The 14,992-nt window shown below is 60.2% G+C and carries 12 protein-coding genes; 4 read left to right on the plus strand and 8 right to left on the minus strand.

Translation table 11 applies throughout. The features are described 5' to 3' along the window. Positions 1 to 71 precede the first annotated feature (71 nt). Entirely contained in the window at positions 72 to 1,916 is a 1,845-nt protein-coding gene (dxs, locus tag J3R75_RS14865) for a 1-deoxy-D-xylulose-5-phosphate synthase (RefSeq protein ID WP_307263054.1), read from the plus strand. Here dxs and J3R75_RS14870 read toward each other — a convergent pair whose 3' ends face one another. Continuing rightward, positions 1,917 to 2,066 carry a zinc finger domain-containing protein gene (locus J3R75_RS14870; protein ID WP_307263058.1) on the minus strand — a complete coding sequence of 50 codons (150 nt, stop codon included), beginning with the start codon at positions 2,064 to 2,066 and terminating at the stop codon, positions 1,917 to 1,919. 435 nt (positions 2,067 to 2,501) lie between these two features. Between J3R75_RS14870 and J3R75_RS14880 the strand changes: the two genes are divergently transcribed. Beyond that, entirely contained in the window at positions 2,502 to 4,127 is a 1,626-nt protein-coding gene (locus J3R75_RS14880; RefSeq protein ID WP_442418874.1) for an IS1634 family transposase, read from the plus strand. 20 nt (positions 4,128 to 4,147) lie between these two features. Here the strand turns inward: J3R75_RS14880 and mutM are convergent, their stop codons facing one another. The 6 genes from mutM to J3R75_RS14910 all read right to left on the minus strand — a co-directional run bounded on the left by mutM (position 4,148) and on the right by J3R75_RS14910 (position 9,971). Next, complete coding sequence (gene mutM, locus J3R75_RS14885) at positions 4,148 to 4,951, minus strand: bifunctional DNA-formamidopyrimidine glycosylase/DNA-(apurinic or apyrimidinic site) lyase (protein WP_307263060.1); 804 nt, start codon at positions 4,949 to 4,951, stop codon at positions 4,148 to 4,150. A 104-nt stretch (positions 4,952 to 5,055) separates the two neighbouring features. Further along, entirely contained in the window at positions 5,056 to 5,922 is an 867-nt protein-coding gene (locus J3R75_RS14890) for a mechanosensitive ion channel family protein (RefSeq protein WP_307263064.1), read from the minus strand. Positions 5,923 to 6,019: 97 nt separating this feature from the next. Next, positions 6,020 to 6,214 (minus strand): hypothetical protein, encoded by a 195-nt coding sequence (locus J3R75_RS14895; protein ID WP_307263066.1) that lies wholly within the window; start codon positions 6,212 to 6,214, stop codon positions 6,020 to 6,022. A gap of 499 nt (positions 6,215 to 6,713) precedes the next feature. After that, the gene (locus J3R75_RS14900; protein WP_307263068.1) at positions 6,714 to 7,616 is read right to left on the minus strand and encodes a helix-turn-helix transcriptional regulator; all 903 of its coding nucleotides are present in this window, start codon (positions 7,614 to 7,616) and stop codon (positions 6,714 to 6,716) included. A 742-nt stretch (positions 7,617 to 8,358) separates the two neighbouring features. Further along, complete coding sequence (locus J3R75_RS14905; protein WP_307263070.1) at positions 8,359 to 9,129, minus strand: 3-ketoacyl-ACP reductase; 771 nt, start codon at positions 9,127 to 9,129, stop codon at positions 8,359 to 8,361. Beyond that, positions 9,126 to 9,971, minus strand: a complete 846-nt coding sequence (locus J3R75_RS14910) for an SIR2 family NAD-dependent protein deacylase (RefSeq protein WP_307263072.1) — start codon at positions 9,969 to 9,971, stop codon at positions 9,126 to 9,128. Before J3R75_RS14910 ends, J3R75_RS14905 begins: the two co-directional genes overlap by 4 nt. A gap of 599 nt (positions 9,972 to 10,570) precedes the next feature. Here J3R75_RS14910 and purM point away from each other — a divergent pair. Both purM and J3R75_RS14920 read left to right on the plus strand, forming a co-directional pair. After that, positions 10,571 to 11,626, plus strand: a complete 1,056-nt coding sequence (gene purM / locus J3R75_RS14915) for a phosphoribosylformylglycinamidine cyclo-ligase (RefSeq protein ID WP_307263076.1) — start codon at positions 10,571 to 10,573, stop codon at positions 11,624 to 11,626. A gap of 69 nt (positions 11,627 to 11,695) precedes the next feature. Then, entirely contained in the window at positions 11,696 to 12,682 is a 987-nt protein-coding gene (locus J3R75_RS14920) for a uracil-DNA glycosylase (protein WP_307263078.1), read from the plus strand. Positions 12,683 to 13,825: 1,143 nt separating this feature from the next. Here J3R75_RS14920 and J3R75_RS14925 read toward each other — a convergent pair. Further along, entirely contained in the window at positions 13,826 to 14,875 is a 1,050-nt protein-coding gene (locus tag J3R75_RS14925) for a uroporphyrinogen decarboxylase/cobalamine-independent methonine synthase family protein (protein WP_307263081.1), read from the minus strand. Positions 14,876 to 14,992 lie beyond the last annotated feature (117 nt).

Consider the following 14,992-nt stretch of genomic DNA (forward strand, 5'->3'; position numbering starts at 1 on the left):
GGGGCTTGCCCCGCCGCAGCGTTTTTTTGCCACTGCCTTTTGCCTGTTGACGAGGACTGCCAACCACCATTATGCTTGAAACCATCCATAGCCCCCACGACTTGAAGAAGTTGCCGGTTGACGCGTTGCCGGCCCTGGCCGCCGAGATTCGCCAGGAATTACTGGCAGTGGTATCCCGCCATGGCGGCCACTTGGCATCCAATCTCGGGGTGGTCGAGTTGGTGCTGGCGCTGCATTACGTCTTTGATTTTGCCCAAGACGCGCTGGTGTTCGACACCGGCCACCAGTGTTATGTGCACAAGCTACTGACGGGGCGGGGCGAGCGTTTTCAGCAGCTGCGCCAAGCCGACGGCTGCTGCGGTTTTCCGTTGCGCGCGGAGAGCCCCTACGACTGCTTTGGCACGGGGCACAGCGGCACGGGCATCTCGGCGGCGCTGGGCCTGGCCGCCGCGCGGGACAACGCGCACGGTCACCGCAAAGTCGTGACCATTCTGGGCGATGGCGCCCTCGGCTGCGGTAGTTCCTTCGAGGGGCTGAACAACATCTCGGTAACGACCAAGGACTTCATTCTCGTCCTCAATGACAACAAGATGTCCATATCGCCCAACGTCGGCGCCTTTTCCCGTTGTTTGAGCCGGGTGATCTCAACGAAGAGTTACAACAGCTTCAAGGCCTTTTGCCGCAATGCCCTGCTGCGGGTGCCTTTTGCGGGCCGGCGCCTGAAGGGTTGGATCAGCCATCTGGAGGGCGCGACCAAATACCTGCTGGTTCCCAGCGCGATCTTCGAGGAGCTCGGCTTGCGCTACTTCGGGCCTTTGGACGGGCACGACTTGCCTGAGCTGGTCCGGACTTTCCAGCGCATCAAGCATTTGCGCCAGCCGCTGTTGTTGCATGTGCTGACGACCAAGGGCAAAGGCTACCCCGCTGCGGAACAAAACCCGGCCTGCTACCATAGCACCCCGGCATTCGATCAGAGTAATGCCAAGCCGACCAAAAAGAACGCCGGGCCGACGTTTTCCACGGCCTTCGGGCAGGCGTTACAGGCGTTGCGGGCGGACGACCCGCAGCTGTTGGCTATTACTGCGGGCATGCCCGAGGGCACCGGCCTGCTCGATTTCAGCCAGAACTACCCTGAGTCATTTTTTGACGTGGGCATCTCCGAGGGGCATGCCGTTGCTTTTGCCGCCGGGCTGGCGGCCGGCGGGCGGCGGCCGGTCTTCGCCGTATATGCCAGTTTCTCCCAGCGGGCGATGGACTACGTTTTTCATGACGTCTGCCTGCAGAAATTGCCAGTACTGCTTTGTTTGGACCGCGCCGGCGTGGTTCAGGACGGGCCGACGCACCACGGCATCCAGGACCTGGCCTTCTGGCGGACGCTGCCGAATCTGGCCGTGCTGCAGCCCTGCGATGCCGAGGAACTGCAGGCGATGTTGGCTCTGGCCCTGACGCGACAGCACGCGGTGATCCTGCGCTATCCGGCCGGGTCAGCCAGCGCCCTCGCGGACTCCCACGCCGACTACGCCTGGGGGCGCGCGGAAGTGCTGCGCCGAGGGGGCCGCCTGGCGCTGTGGGCCGTCGGCCGGGAAGTACAGACGGCGCTGGCCGCGGCTGATATCCTGGCAGAGCAGGGCGTGCCCATCACCGTGGTCAACACCCGTTTTGTCATGCCCTTCGATGAGGCCTTGATGCGTCAACAGCTCGATGACGGTATGCGCGTGGTCACCTTGGAAGACCACAATATTGCCAGCGGCTTCGGCAGCATTGCCAAAGAGTTTTTCGCGGGTCATGCCAGTGGGCGGATAGAGAAGCTGGGCTGGCCCAACGAGGTCCTCGGCTGGGGCAGCCCGGCCGGGTTGCGCGAACGCTATGGGCTGACGGCCGCCGCCATCGCTGAACGCCTGCGGGCGCTTCTCTGATCAGCGCTTTTTGGGGCTGGCCGGCGGCGTCACCGCCGACGCCACGGGCTGGCATTTCGGGCAGAAGAAGCTTGAGCGGCCGCCGATCACCGTCCGTTCAATGATCGTGCCACAGCGCCGGCAGACTTCGCCTGCGCGGTCATAGCCCATCTTTCTCACTTGATTTTATTCAAAAAAAGTTTTCCTGCGTGAGACCGGCCCCCGGCCCGCTGACGCTGTGCGTAGGGGTGGGCGGAAGCGCTTTTGTTGTGCCTTTTCAATGTGCTGTTATAGCTTGAACTTTTTAATCTTATTGCTAGTCTATTTGCGAATACATACTAGAAACCTTCACTGCAAAGGCACAAAATGTATTTTCGCGAAAAGACAAGCACCAACGGCACTCTCCTTCTTCAGTTGGTCCGCGGTAGTCGCGGACTTGACGGCAAGGTGCGCCAGCAGGTTCTCTTGTCTCTTGGGGGATGCGTCATACCCGACGTGTTCCGTCGCGAGATCGCCCATAACATCGAAGCCATTGTTTCCGGTCAGCAGTCGCTTCTGCCCATGAAGCCAGAAGTGGCGTCCTGGTCGGACCTGATCATTGACAAGATGAAATCCGAAGGCAAGCTTGATCTTGTCAGGAGCAGCGTCACAAGGAATGTACCGGTCGGCGGCATCGCCGACGGCGTACTTCTTGATGAGGTCAGCCACGAGGACACCAGGCAGATTGGCGTTCTGCTGCCGCTCAAGCGGGCGTGGGAAAGCCTTGGCCTGTCGGACTTCCTTGCGTCGCGAGGCATGCCAGCCCGACGCATACACGCCGCGCAGGCATGCGTTTTCAACCGCCTTGTCGAGCCATGCAGCGAGCACGAACTTCCGTCGTGGCTGCAGACCGTGGCCATGGACGAACTTCTCAATGACACGTTTGGCTTTTACGGCAAGGAAATTTTCTACAGAGCTGGCGATGATCTGCTTGAGCATAGTGTTGAGCTCACCAGGCACTTGCGGGCGCGCGAGGAAAACCTGTTCAACTTGGGAAACACAATTTTTCTGTATGACCTGACCAATAGCTATTTTGAGGGCGGCTGCACGGAAAATCCCAAGGCCAAGCGAAGTGCCAACAGCAAGGAGAAGCGAACGGACTGTCCCTTGCTTTCGGTTGGTCTTGTCCTCAACGCGGAGGGTTTTCCTGTCGTGCACAAGGTCTTTCCCGGAAACACCAGTGATAGCAAGACCATTCTGGACATCGTGTCTTCGCTGCAAAGGGAGACTGGTGACACAAGACGTCCGACCGTGGTGTTGGATGGCGGCATTGCCACTCAAGCCAACCTCAAGACCCTGCTGGAGAACAACTACGACTATGTGGTGAATGGCAAACGAACGACACGCCAGAATTTTGCCGAGGACTTCAAGCGGCGGGAGGCCTTCCAAACCGTCAAGGGGCGCGACGACAAAAAGCCGGTCTTCGTGAAGCGCATATGGGGCGAGGGGGAGGTTGTCCTGCTTTGCCGAAGCGAAGACCGAAAGGCAAAAGAAGACGCGATAGTCAGCAAGACGGAAGAACGATACCTTGAGGCGCTGCGAAAGCTGGCCGGAAGAATTGAGAAGAAGGACGGGAAACTGCACTTGGACAGCAGCGGAGGGCGGGCAAACGTGGACAGGTGCATTGGGAAAATAGCGTCGCGATATACCAGGGCCTCCAAGTTTTATACCGTCAGATACAATGAGGACCAGCAGCTTCTATCCTGGACCAGGGACGAGGATAAATACCAGGAGGACGCCAGCCTGCATGGATGCTATCACCTGAGGACAAGCCGCAAAGACCTGTCAAATGACGAAATATGGCTCATCTACATCATGCTGACGCGGGTTGAAACGGCCTTCCACCTCCTCAAGGGGGAACTGGGGTTACGTCCGTTTTATCACTGGAAAGAAGACCGGTGCGATGCACACATCTGGATCACCGTGCTCGCCTATCACCTATTGCGTTGGATAGAGTATTCCCTGAAGCTGGCTGGCGTGGACTGCACGTACCAGGAAGTCCGCAGGCTGCTGCAGACCCATTGCTACACGACCATCAACCTTCCTTGCCGCAATGGAAGGAAATATCACGTCCGGCGCCCAGGAAAGCCCGACGAAAGGCAGAAAATGATCTACAGCGCTCTCGGCATAGACGTGAGCGCGCTGCCAGTACGGAAAGTGGTCGTGGAGTCGTCGCCGGCTGGTGAGGCCTAAACGCCCCGTTCATTCATGACTCAAGGGGGAGATGTGAAAATTTTGTTGTGCCTTCCCAGCCTCAAAAAGGGGGCAAAAGTGAGAAAGATGGGATAGACCCGCAGCTTGACGGCGAAGCCACCTTCACTGCCATCGAGGGTTCTGAAGTCGCTGATGGTCGTGCCGCCGGCGGCGATGGCTTCCCGTAGCACTTTGCGGATGGCCCGGGCCAGCCGTCCGCACTGTTCTTCGTCCAGGTTCTGCGCCGGCGACTGTGGCGCAATACCGGCGCGGAATAGCGCTTCGCTGGCGTAGATATTGCCCACGCCGACGACCTGCTGTTGGTCCATGATGAGCGCCTTGATGGGGCAACGCCGGCCCCGGCTGGCCGCGAAGAGCCAGGCCGCATTGAACTGGCTTGACAGTGGCTCCGGCCCCAACGCGGCCAGCGCCGCCGGCCAACGGCGAAAGTATCGCCCCGGGCAGAGCCTGATCTGGCCGAAGCGCCGCGGGTCGCAGAAGCGCAGGACGCGGCCGTCGGTGAGGACCCAGCGGGCGCGCACGTGCTTGGCGCCACAGCTGTCGTCAGGGTTGGCGGCGAGGACAAAATAGCCCGTCATGCCCAGGTGGATGATCAGGCCGTCGCCTTCGGCGAAAAGCATCAGGAGGTACTTGGCCCGGCGGCGGACGGCGATGATGCGGCGCTGGCGGCAGAACGCGTCGAGCTCGTCGCTGCCGGTGCCGCGGCGGAGCTTGCCGCAGCTTTCGGCGCTGGCGATGCTGGTGCCGATGAGCGCGCCGGCCAGGTGCCGGCGCACGGTTTCGACTTCGGGCAGTTCGGGCATGCTACGTGCTTTCTGCGTGCTGGGGCCTGCATGTGAAACGGCCCACGCGCGCCTGGGTATGGGCTTGCGGGGCCGCTGTGCTGCGCTTGCTTACGACTGGGCCGTCAGGATTTCTTGAAGGCCTCAATCATGGCTGACGCGTCTTTGGTGAAAGACAGCGTCTGTTGCGGGAAGGGTATGGTCAGGCCGGCGGCTTCGATGCCCTCCTTGACCTGGCGGTTGAGTTTCCAGTAGGTATTCCAATACTCGCCTATGGGTAGCCAGACGCGCAGCTGCAGGTCGATGGAGCTGTCGTTCATCTTCAGCAGAATGGCCTGTGGCGCGGGATCGGGAAGTATCGTTGGTTCATTGGCGGCAAGGCCCAGAAGCACCGCCAGGCCGGTTTCGATGGAGTCGTCGTAGGAAATGCCGACGGTGATATCCAGACGGCGCGAGCCATTACGGGTGTAGTTCTTGATCGGCGGGCCCCACAGGGCGCTGTTTGGCGCCGAGATGTACAGGCCGTCTGGCGTGCCCAGGATGGTCGTGAACATGTCTATTTCCTTGATCACGCCGCTAACCGAACCGCATTCAATGAAATCTCCGGCCTTGAAGGGCCGCAGAAACAACAGCATCAGACCGGCAGCCAGGTTGCTCAGGGTGTCTTTCAAGGCCAGGCCGACGGCAATACCTGCGGCGCCAAGCAGGGCAATGAGGCTGTTGGTGTTGAAGCCAAAGACCTCCAGCAAGACCAGCGCGCCGATGGTGTAGAGCAAATAACCGAGCATCTCGGTGATAATCGGCGTGGCCGTGTCGTCCCAGCCTTTAATGCGGTTCAGCATCGTCGTGACGCCTCGCCGGATGACCCGGGTGACGACCACGGTTATGGCGATGATCAACAGCGCCATCAACAGGCGTTTGCCGCTGGTGATGAGGCCGTCTTGATGCGCGGCAATAAAATCGCTGATTCTGTTAAAGAGTTCGTTTTCCATTGGGCTCCTTGGCTGGGTGGTGGTTTCTGTTGCGGGAGAATTCCCAGATAGGTACTAATAGCACCACAAGCGAGAAATGGAAGCCCTTGAGGCTAAATTACCGTAAAAAAACTCGTATTCGGTCAGTAACCACCCCGGTGGGGAAAACACCGGGGACAAGTTGCAGGAAACCCACGGCCCGCCGCCGCCCAGCCATTACACATGGGTGGCTAACCAGGCAGCGGATTTCATAGGAGCAATGCTCTTCACATAGCATGCGGCAATCGCCGGCGATGAGTTGATTGGTAACCATGCACAAGATCATTCGCCGAGGTTTTGAGCACCGAAGGTGCGCCCTAAGATAGCCCAGGGCAAGCGCCCGCAGGGCGCGTCGCCCTGGGTAAGGTGCCCCCATCCCAAAAGAGCCCTGTAAGGGCGACCTAAAAGACCTGCGACGAAGGGTCACAGCGCAAAATTGCCGCAGCAATCAATGAGTTCCATTGCCTCTTTGGCTCCAGTCAGCTTCGCCGACTGAAGCCAAAGAGGCTGAGGAACACGGACCAATATGGCGCGCTACCCAGGGCGGCGCGCGCCTTCGGCGCCGCTTGCCCTGGGCTATCTTAGGCCGCGCTTTCAGCGCTTCTGCCGCTTCGCGGCGGAAATGCACGATGAGAAAAGGCTGCTTGGTTGAAACAACAAGTGCCATGGATACCGTTAAAGGAAGAGCATCGGTTTCATAGGAGTAGCCACCCCGGTGGGGAAAACACCGGGGTGGTTACTGACCGATTAGAAAAAACCTCAATGGCAGGAACCTAGTATGGCGCATTATGCTGCCTGAAGGCGCTAGGCGTTTGTGCGAACAGGCGTTTGAATTCGGCAGTGAAAAAGGACGGATTGTGATAGCCGACCTGATGCGCGATGTCCTTGACGCTGTATTGCTGTTCCAACAGCAGACTCTTGGCGCGCTGCATACGGAAGCTGATGAGCTGTTCAATCGGCGACGTCTGCAGGTATTTGCGGAAGAGTCGGAAGAGCGTCGCACTGCCGATGTTGAAATGACTGCTGAGCTGTTCGACCGTGATGTCTTCGGCATAATGCGTCTCGAGATAATGCGTGATTACCTTGAGCTGTTCGGGTAGGCGCCGCTGCTGGCCATGCTGGGATAATTCCAAGAGCAGCTGGTAGGCGAGAACCGACGCCTCCCGCAGGTGATTGTCCGGCCTGGTCTGTACGAGTTCAAAGGCTTTGGCAAAAAGACTGTCGATGTGCGGCGAGGCGACCTGCGGCACAACATCGACTTTGGCCATGCCCAACGCGGTGAGTAAGTGCGGCAAGGCGCTGCCAACCATGGCAATGGTCTTCTTGATCGCGTAGTCGCTTTGACAACGCATGTGCATGTTCGCCCCGGGCTGGACCACAAAGAGATCGCCAGCTTGGCAGATGTAATTCTGGTCGTTTTGCGTGAAGGCAAAGATGCCCTCCTGGATGTACTCCAGAGAAAAAGTATCGGAGTTCTCACGGGTCCGCCACACTCCGGCGACATTTTCGTCCGGGCCGGCAAAACTGATCTGCAAGGCCCAGTCGCTGTGCTGAATTTCCGGATAGAGCCAAGTGAAATGATGCTTGGGGTAGGGACCGACGTTCTCACCAAACAGGCGGCTGGGGCCGTTGACGGTGGTGGGAAAAGGAGTGATTTTCAAGGCTTCGTTGGTCATGGTGTTCACAGTGGCTTGGTGCTATCTTCCCTCACACAAAGCGAAATTGTTTCCGCCTGCCGATACAAAAAACGCCTCAATATAAGTATAGTGATAAAAAATGCACGTATTGTTATGGTTTTTTTTTAATAATAGCCTTGTTTTTTCTTGTTTGTTGTGTAAATGAGGTGGCCGAGAGGCAAAAAAAAGCCCCCCCGGGCAGCTGACCGCAGCTCAGGGGGGGGACTGTGAGGGGAGGACGGATCCGTCTGCTTGATCGGTTCGATCAGTCGGATCAGCGGACGGATCGGACGGATCGGACCGATCAGTCGGATCAGTCCGCGAAAAAAGATGATCAGTCCGCGAAGAAAGAAGAATGGTCTGCGAAGAGAGAAGAATGGTCCGCTTAGGTGCCGTTCACAAATTACGTTTACACATTGCAGTGCAAACGTTCTTTCATGTCATACCTTGTCGCCGGCCAACATTTCCCTGGCCGCGAAGCGGCAAGCGCCCTGGAGGGGCGCTGTCATCGTAGCCCAGGGCAAGCGACGCCGAAGGCGGAGCGCCGCCCTGGGTACAGCGCCTATTGCGCTCGTGTTCCTCGGCCTCTTTGGCCCCAGTCGGCGCAGCTGACTGGGGCCAAAGAGGCAATGGAGCCTCACCTTTTTTTGTTTGCGATGTCGCACGCTTTCAGCGTGCCTGGGTATAGCTGTAGATGTAATTATCGAACGGCCCCTTGGCCGGCGAATCGCTTTGGCCTTATTCAGAGTCTTGGTACGGTAATGCCGCCATCGACCAGGATGACTTGTCCGGTGGAGTATGCCAGGTCGCCGCGGGCGAGCATGGCGACGGCGCGGCCGATGTCGTCTGGGAATCCCCAGCGGGCTTGCAGGCAGAGGCCTTCGCTGATGAGTTTGTCGTATTTGGCCTGGACGACGGCCGTCATGTCGGTCTTGATGACGCCGGGGCGGATTTCATAGACGCCGATACCGTATTCGCCGAGGCGGACGGCCCAGAGTTGGGTCGCCATACTGACGCCGGCTTTGGAGATGCAGTATTCGCCACGGCTGACGGAGGCGACAGTGGCGGAAATGGACGACACGTTAACGATGCAGGCGGGGAAATCTGGCTGCTGTTTTTTTGCCGCGATCATGATTTTAGCGACGGCCTGGGTGAGGAAGTAGGGTCCCTGCAGGTTGGTGCGCAGCACTTCTTCGAAGCTTTCCTCGCCGGCGTCGAGGATGTCGGCGCGGACGCGCGGGGCGATGCCGGCGTTGTTGACGAGGACGTTGACGGGTCCGAGCTGGGCGGTGATTTTGTCGAGTGCCGCCTGGCGGGCGACTGGGTCGGCGACGCTGCCCTGGCAGTAGATGACGCGGCCGCCGTGGGCGCGCAGTTCAGCGAGAGTGTTGGCGGCGTCTTCTTCGGGGCGGGTGCCAAGAATGGCCAGGTCCACGCCTTCCTTGGCCAGCGCGTGGCTGATGCCCAGGCCAATACCTCTGGCGCCGCCAGTTACAAATGCACATTTCGTCATAGGTCGTTCTTCCTTTGCAGGTGCGTTGGGTTGTTATTGAATAGCGCTGAGTGATAATCAGACCTTTGTCCGCGCTGCGATCCGGGCTGAGCGCCATGGTCCATTTGCGCCAGGACCTGCGGCAGCAGCTCGCCGATACTGTCGTGAAACACCATGTCGGCTTTATCGTCCATTGCTGTGGGCGTGCGGTTGACGATCAGCAGCGGGCAGCCATCTCGGCGAGCGTCGGGTAGTGACGCGGCCGGGTAGACCTGCAGGGAGGTGCCCAAGACCAGCACCAAGTCGGCGTCTGCCATGGCGTCAAGCGAAGCCGAGAAAGCAGCAGCCGGTAGTTGCTCGCCGAAAAACGTGATGTCGGGCTTGAAGACGCCGCCGCAGCGGTGGCGGAGAACCTCGCCCTTGCCGAGTTCATTGAGGAAACTTTTTGCCAGCGCCTGGCTGCCGCAGTCCTGGCAGCTTAGGGTGTCCATGGTGCCATGGACTTCGTGGACTACGCGCGATCCGGCTTTCTGATGCAGCCCGTCAATATTCTGCGTGGCGATGACCAGTTCTTTGCCGAAACGGTCGGCCAGCTGCGCCAACGCGACGTGGCCGGCATTGGGCTGGGCCTTGAGGATGGACAGGTAAAGAGGGCCGATGACTGAGTAGAAGAGCTCCGGCTTGCGCCGGAAGCGGGCGATGTCAAAAACTTGCTCGCTGGTGAGGGTATTGTACAAGCCTTTGCTTGACCGGTAATCCGGTATGCCACTTTCCGTGGACATGCCGGCGCCGCTGAGACAGGTTATGCGCCGGGCGCCGGCAAAGAGCGCCGCCAGTTTGTTGATGTCGTGTTCCGTTGCCATGGCCGTTCTCCAAAAGCGTGCCGGCGCTGGTGATTCTGGCGCGCGTGCTTGACGCAGCGTTCCCCGCCGGGGCAGGAATAAAGTAAGCCGCCGCCGGGCAATGTCTACGCCGCTAGCCCGATTTTGTCCCGCCGGAACCGGCACTCGGCGACGCCGGGCGGCGTCTGGTAATCGGTCACCCATTGATAATTGAACCATAGAGCTTCTGGCTGAGTCAGGCGTGCCCGTTTCCCTGGCCGCGAAGCGGCAGAAGCGCTGAAAGCGCGAAACATACCAGCCCAGGGCAAGCACGCTGGAAGCGTGCGCCGCCCTGGGTACAACGGCGACCATGTTCGTGTTCCTCGGCCCCTTTTGCCCCTGTCGGCGAAGCTGACAGGGGCAAAAGGGGCAATGGAACTCACTTGCTTACCTGGGATTGACATCGGCGGCAGGTTTGGCCGCCATTATCAATGGGTGACCGCTTACGGCGCCGGGTGAAAAAAGCGTCTGGTGGGGCAAAAGAAGTGCCAGTTGGTGGTATATTACGGCTCATTCCGTAGATACGAGCCGCGTCATAGACTCGTTGCAATCATCCATGGACGCATTTGGAGACACATCCCTTGAGCAAGAACACAGCAGGCAAGTCAGAGGCCTACAAGGCCGCGGGTGTAGATATTGATTTGGCGACCAAATTGCTGGGACAGGTCAAGGCCAAGATTTCTGCCACCCGGCGGCCGGAGGCACTGGCCCCCATCGGCGGTTTTGGCGGTCTGTTCAAGATTGACCTGACACGCTGGCGCAAGCCGGTGATGGTCACCAGCATTGACGGCGTCGGTACGAAGCTCATGGTCGCCGCGATGATGGATAAGCATCGCAGCGTCGGTCACGACATTGTCAACCACTGCATCAACGACATCGCCGTGCAGGGCGCTGAGCCCGTGTATTTTCTGGACTACATCGGCATTGGCAAGCTGCGTTCCCCCCTCTACGAAGAAGTGCTTGAGGGCATTGCCGACGCCTGTCTGGCACAGAATGTCACCCTCATCGGCGGCGAAACGGCAGAAATGCCCGGCATGTACGGCAACGACTACGACCTGGTCGGCTGCATCACGGGCATCGTCGACGAGGATGCAATCATCAGCGGCGAGAAGATCATGCCCGGGCATATTGCCATCGGCCTAAGCGCCGACAGCCTGCACACCAACGGCTTCTCGCTGGCTCGCAAGGCCCTCTTTGACCAGGGCGGCTACACGGTGCACAGTACGCCGGCTGAGCTCGAAGGCGAGTGCGTTGGCGATGTGCTGCTCAAGCCGCACCGCTGTTACTGGCCCGCGATCCGGGAGGCGATGGCCTCTGGCCTGCCGCTGGACGGCATCGCCCACATCACCGGCGGCGGCCTCTATGACAACGTGCCGCGGATTCTACCCGAGGGCGTCGGCGCGCATTTTGAGGCCTCGGCCATGCCCGTGCCGCCCATTTTCTCCCTGATCCAGCAGGCCGGCGGCATTGACAGCCATGAGATGTACCGCGTGTTCAACATGGGCGTCGGCATGGTGTGGTTTGTGCCGTCAGCGGCCATGGAAGACGCCATGGCCATCTGCCAACAAAATGGCTTTGTGGCGGCGGTTATCGGCGAAGCCGTCAGCGGCGACCGCCGCGTCAGTATCAACCTCTGAACGAGTAGGACATCGCCATCGTCGGCAGCTGACTTAGTTAAAGCGCTTGGCGACGACAGGCCCTGAACAATGCCTGAGTCCATCAGCCATGAATTACTGCGACTTCTCGCCGCGATGAAAGCCGGCGGCCGGCGGGTGGCCTGGCTCTCCGATGCCAACCGGAACCTATTGCGCAATCCGCGCGCCGCCATGCGCCCCCCTGCTGGGCCGCCGGACGCGACGATGTCCCGCACCGGCATGACTGCCGACAGCTCGGCGACGACGGCTATGCCGACCGCACGACTGGCGCCGGTCATGCCGGCCGCCGGGTTTACGCCGCCACCGCCGGCGGCCAACACGCCACCTGTGCCGGCGCCGCCAGCGGTGCCGGCGTCAGTGCGTTTTTCCCCTGCCAGTCAAGAGCCGCCGGCGGCGCCTCTGGCGCCTTTGGCGCCACTTGATCTAGCGGCGACGGACTGGACTGCGTTAGAGGGTCTTTGCGCAGCCTGTAAGCGCTGCGAATTATGCCGGACGCGTCATCACGTCGTCTTTGGCCAAGGTCAGCGCAATGCCCGCTTGATGTTCATTGGGGAAGGGCCTGGGCATGACGAAGACATGCAGGGCCTACCCTTTGTCGGCGCCGCCGGCCAGCTGCTGACGAAGATGATTGCGGCGATGGGGCTGGACCGTCTCAGCGAGGATCCGGCGCAGGGTGTGTACATCGCGAACATCGTCAAATGCCGGCCACCACACAATCGCAATCCCGAGCAGCGGGAAGCGGACGCCTGTCTGCCCTACCTGCGGCGCCAGATCGAGCTGGTCAAACCCGAGGCGATAGTGCTGCTGGGCGCCGTGCCGCTGCAGTATCTGCTAGGCATCACCGGCATTACCAAGACTCGGGGGCAGTGGCTCAACTATGGCGATATTCCCGTGATGCCGACCTTCCATCCCGCGCTGATCCTCCGCTTCAGCAATTCGCCCCAGCTGGAACGGGAGAACAAGCTCAAAGTGTGGGACGACCTGCAGAAGGTCATGGCGCTGCTGAAACTGCCCCTGCCGCCGCCAAGAAAGCAGTAGGGAGCAGCCATTGCTGCCAGGCGTCCAGCGGGATAGGGCGCCGGCGGGACAGGGCGCCGTGGCCGGCTCGTCCTCCCCCGAGTCGCTCGGTGTCGTGTGTAAGCGCTGAGCGCAGCGCCGGACGCTAAGGTGCCGTTCACAAATTACGTTTACACATTGCCGTGCAAACGCTCTTTCATGTCATACCTTGTCGCCGGCCAACATATCCCTGGCCGCGAAGCGGCAAGCGCCCTGGAGGGGCGCTGTCATCGTAGCCCAGGGCAAGCGACGCCGAAGGCGGAGCGCCACCCTGGGTACAGCGCTTATTGCGCTCGTGTTCCTCGGCCTCTTTGGCCCCAGTCGGCGCAGCTGACTGGGGCCAAAGAGGCAATGGAGCCTCACCTTTTTTTTTTGCGATGTCGCACGCTTTCAGCGTGCCTGGGTATAGCTGTAAATGTAATTATCGAACGGCCCCTAAGTAAGAGGTCGTCCGTAAAAAGAAGCGCCAAGCGATTTTCGCCTGCCGCAAGCGCGTTCTCAGCCTTTCTATAGCCATAAAATCGTCATGACTACCGCGTAAACGTAATCGCTCAGCCACTATAATGTTGACACGACAAGCCCCTGTTTGCTGTGGTGGGACGTGACGTGTCAAGCCAATGTGGCGCCCTTCAGGCGCAATTCCAAGTTGCTTTCACACCCCGGGTTGCGGCGCCCTCCGGGCGCCTCACCCGGGGCTATGCATGGTACGGCCCTCCGGGCCGAACTTGGCCGATCTGACATTGTATTGCCGCGAAGCGGCAGAAGCGCTGAAAGCGCTAAACATACCAGCCCAGGGCAAGCACGCTGAAAGCGTGCGCCGCCCTGGGGACGACGGCGACTATGTTCGTGTTCCTCGGCCCCTTTGGCCCCAGTCGGCGAAGCTGACTGGGGCCAAAGGGGCAATGGAACTCACTTGCTTACCAGGGGTTGACGTCGGCGGCATGCCTGGCATCCGATATCAATGGCTCCTATGAAACACGCTGCCGCAAAGGTCGGCGGAAATCAAGGTCGGATGGCTGGGCGGCGGCGGGCCGTGGGTTTCCTGCAAATTGTCCCAGCGAAGCGCCGGGGTGTACACTGACCGGCTACGCGTAAACAGTGAGAAAAGCCCAGCCCAAGCCCTAGTTACGGGCAGTGTACGCGGCCGTGCAGATCGCGTCCGGCGCGCAAGGCCGCTTCGGCGGCATCGCGGCGCAGACCGATAATGAGGATGCCACGGTCTATGCTGTGCTGGAAGATCAGCTCCATGTCGTTGTATTCCGGCTGGGACAGATTGATGGCGCCCAGGCCTTCCTGGCGGCAGAGCGAAGGAATGTAATGCTCGCCACGACCGCAGAAATGCTCGGCGCCGCCGCCGAATTCGCGTAGCAGCCGCTGGTTGTAGGGGAAGATGAAGTCGTCGAACAGGTCCGGTGATAGATTCATGGCCGAGTCGTCGCGCAGCATGATGCAGCCGGGCTGCATCATGCTCCAGTGGCATGAGGTCGGGCCGGCATAGGGGTAGAGCGCGAGCCACTCGCGCATGAAGGCCGCGTAGGTGTCGGTAATCAGCGCCAGGGCCTGATGGGCCAGCTCGGGGCTGTCCATGAGGTCCAGGAACATAGCTGAGCCGCGCAGCAACTCATAGACGTCCATCGGGCCTTGGAGGTCCGGATGATAGACATTGACGTAACGGCGAATACGCGGGTAGGGCGCGAAGAGCTCGCGATAGAACTCGCCCATGGCGAAGACTTTTTCGCCGAGGCCTCGGCGCAGGTCGGGGATGCCGCGGTCCAGGAGCCGCCGTAGCTTGTCGTCATCGGTGGCCAACGGCGTCGTGGTGGGCAGAGTGTTGTGACAGTCGTCCATGATGAAGAGCTCGGCACCAAAGAGAGTCGGCATGATGCCGGTACCGTAATTGGCGCGGACGGTCAGCATCGCGCCACTGCCCTGAGCGACCTGCGCGCTGCAGGTCGCAAGCTGTTGCAGCGCCATCAGGCTGTAGTCATCCAGCGCGGCATTCACGCGCGGTGACGGCCAACTCAGCGTGGCCGCTGCGGTCGCGCGCCGGCGGGGCGAAAAGATGTCGCCACGGAACTGGCCGGCGCAGAATGCCGACCAGTCATTGCTGAGGGCCGTTTCCACGGCGTCATCAAGGCGGGTTTCCAGGTCGTCGAGATAGGGGCGCAGGTCCATGGGGCTCCTTGCTGGGGGGCTGATGATCGGTCTGATCGTTTGTCTTTTGTCTTCTTCGCGGACGGATCGTCTGTCTTTTGTCTTTCTTCGCGGACGGATCCGACGGATCGGACGGAT

The sequence above is a fragment of the Oligosphaera ethanolica genome, assembly GCF_030814695.1.
Taxonomy (GTDB): Bacteria; Verrucomicrobiota; Lentisphaeria; order Oligosphaerales; family Oligosphaeraceae; genus Oligosphaera; species Oligosphaera ethanolica.

Bases quoted from the DNA above. Each gene is read 5' to 3' on its own strand.
- J3R75_RS14880 (WP_442418874.1), top strand. From the start codon at position 2,502: ATGAAATCCGAAGGCAAGCTTGATCTTGTCAGGAGCAGCGTCACAAGG.
- J3R75_RS14895 (WP_307263066.1), bottom strand. From the start codon at position 6,214: ATGGTTACCAATCAACTCATCGCCGGCGATTGCCGCATGCTATGTGAA.
- dxs (WP_307263054.1), top strand. From the start codon at position 72: ATGCTTGAAACCATCCATAGCCCCCACGACTTGAAGAAGTTGCCGGTT.
- J3R75_RS14925 (WP_307263081.1), bottom strand. From the start codon at position 14,875: ATGGACCTGCGCCCCTATCTCGACGACCTGGAAACCCGCCTTGATGAC.
- mutM (WP_307263060.1), bottom strand. From the start codon at position 4,951: ATGCCCGAACTGCCCGAAGTCGAAACCGTGCGCCGGCACCTGGCCGGC.
- J3R75_RS14890 (WP_307263064.1), bottom strand. From the start codon at position 5,922: ATGGAAAACGAACTCTTTAACAGAATCAGCGATTTTATTGCCGCGCAT.
- J3R75_RS14900 (WP_307263068.1), bottom strand. From the start codon at position 7,616: ATGACCAACGAAGCCTTGAAAATCACTCCTTTTCCCACCACCGTCAAC.
- J3R75_RS14910 (WP_307263072.1), bottom strand. From the start codon at position 9,971: ATGGCAACGGAACACGACATCAACAAACTGGCGGCGCTCTTTGCCGGC.
- J3R75_RS14905 (WP_307263070.1), bottom strand. From the start codon at position 9,129: ATGACGAAATGTGCATTTGTAACTGGCGGCGCCAGAGGTATTGGCCTG.
- J3R75_RS14870 (WP_307263058.1), bottom strand. From the start codon at position 2,066: ATGGGCTATGACCGCGCAGGCGAAGTCTGCCGGCGCTGTGGCACGATC.
- J3R75_RS14920 (WP_307263078.1), top strand. From the start codon at position 11,696: ATGCCTGAGTCCATCAGCCATGAATTACTGCGACTTCTCGCCGCGATG.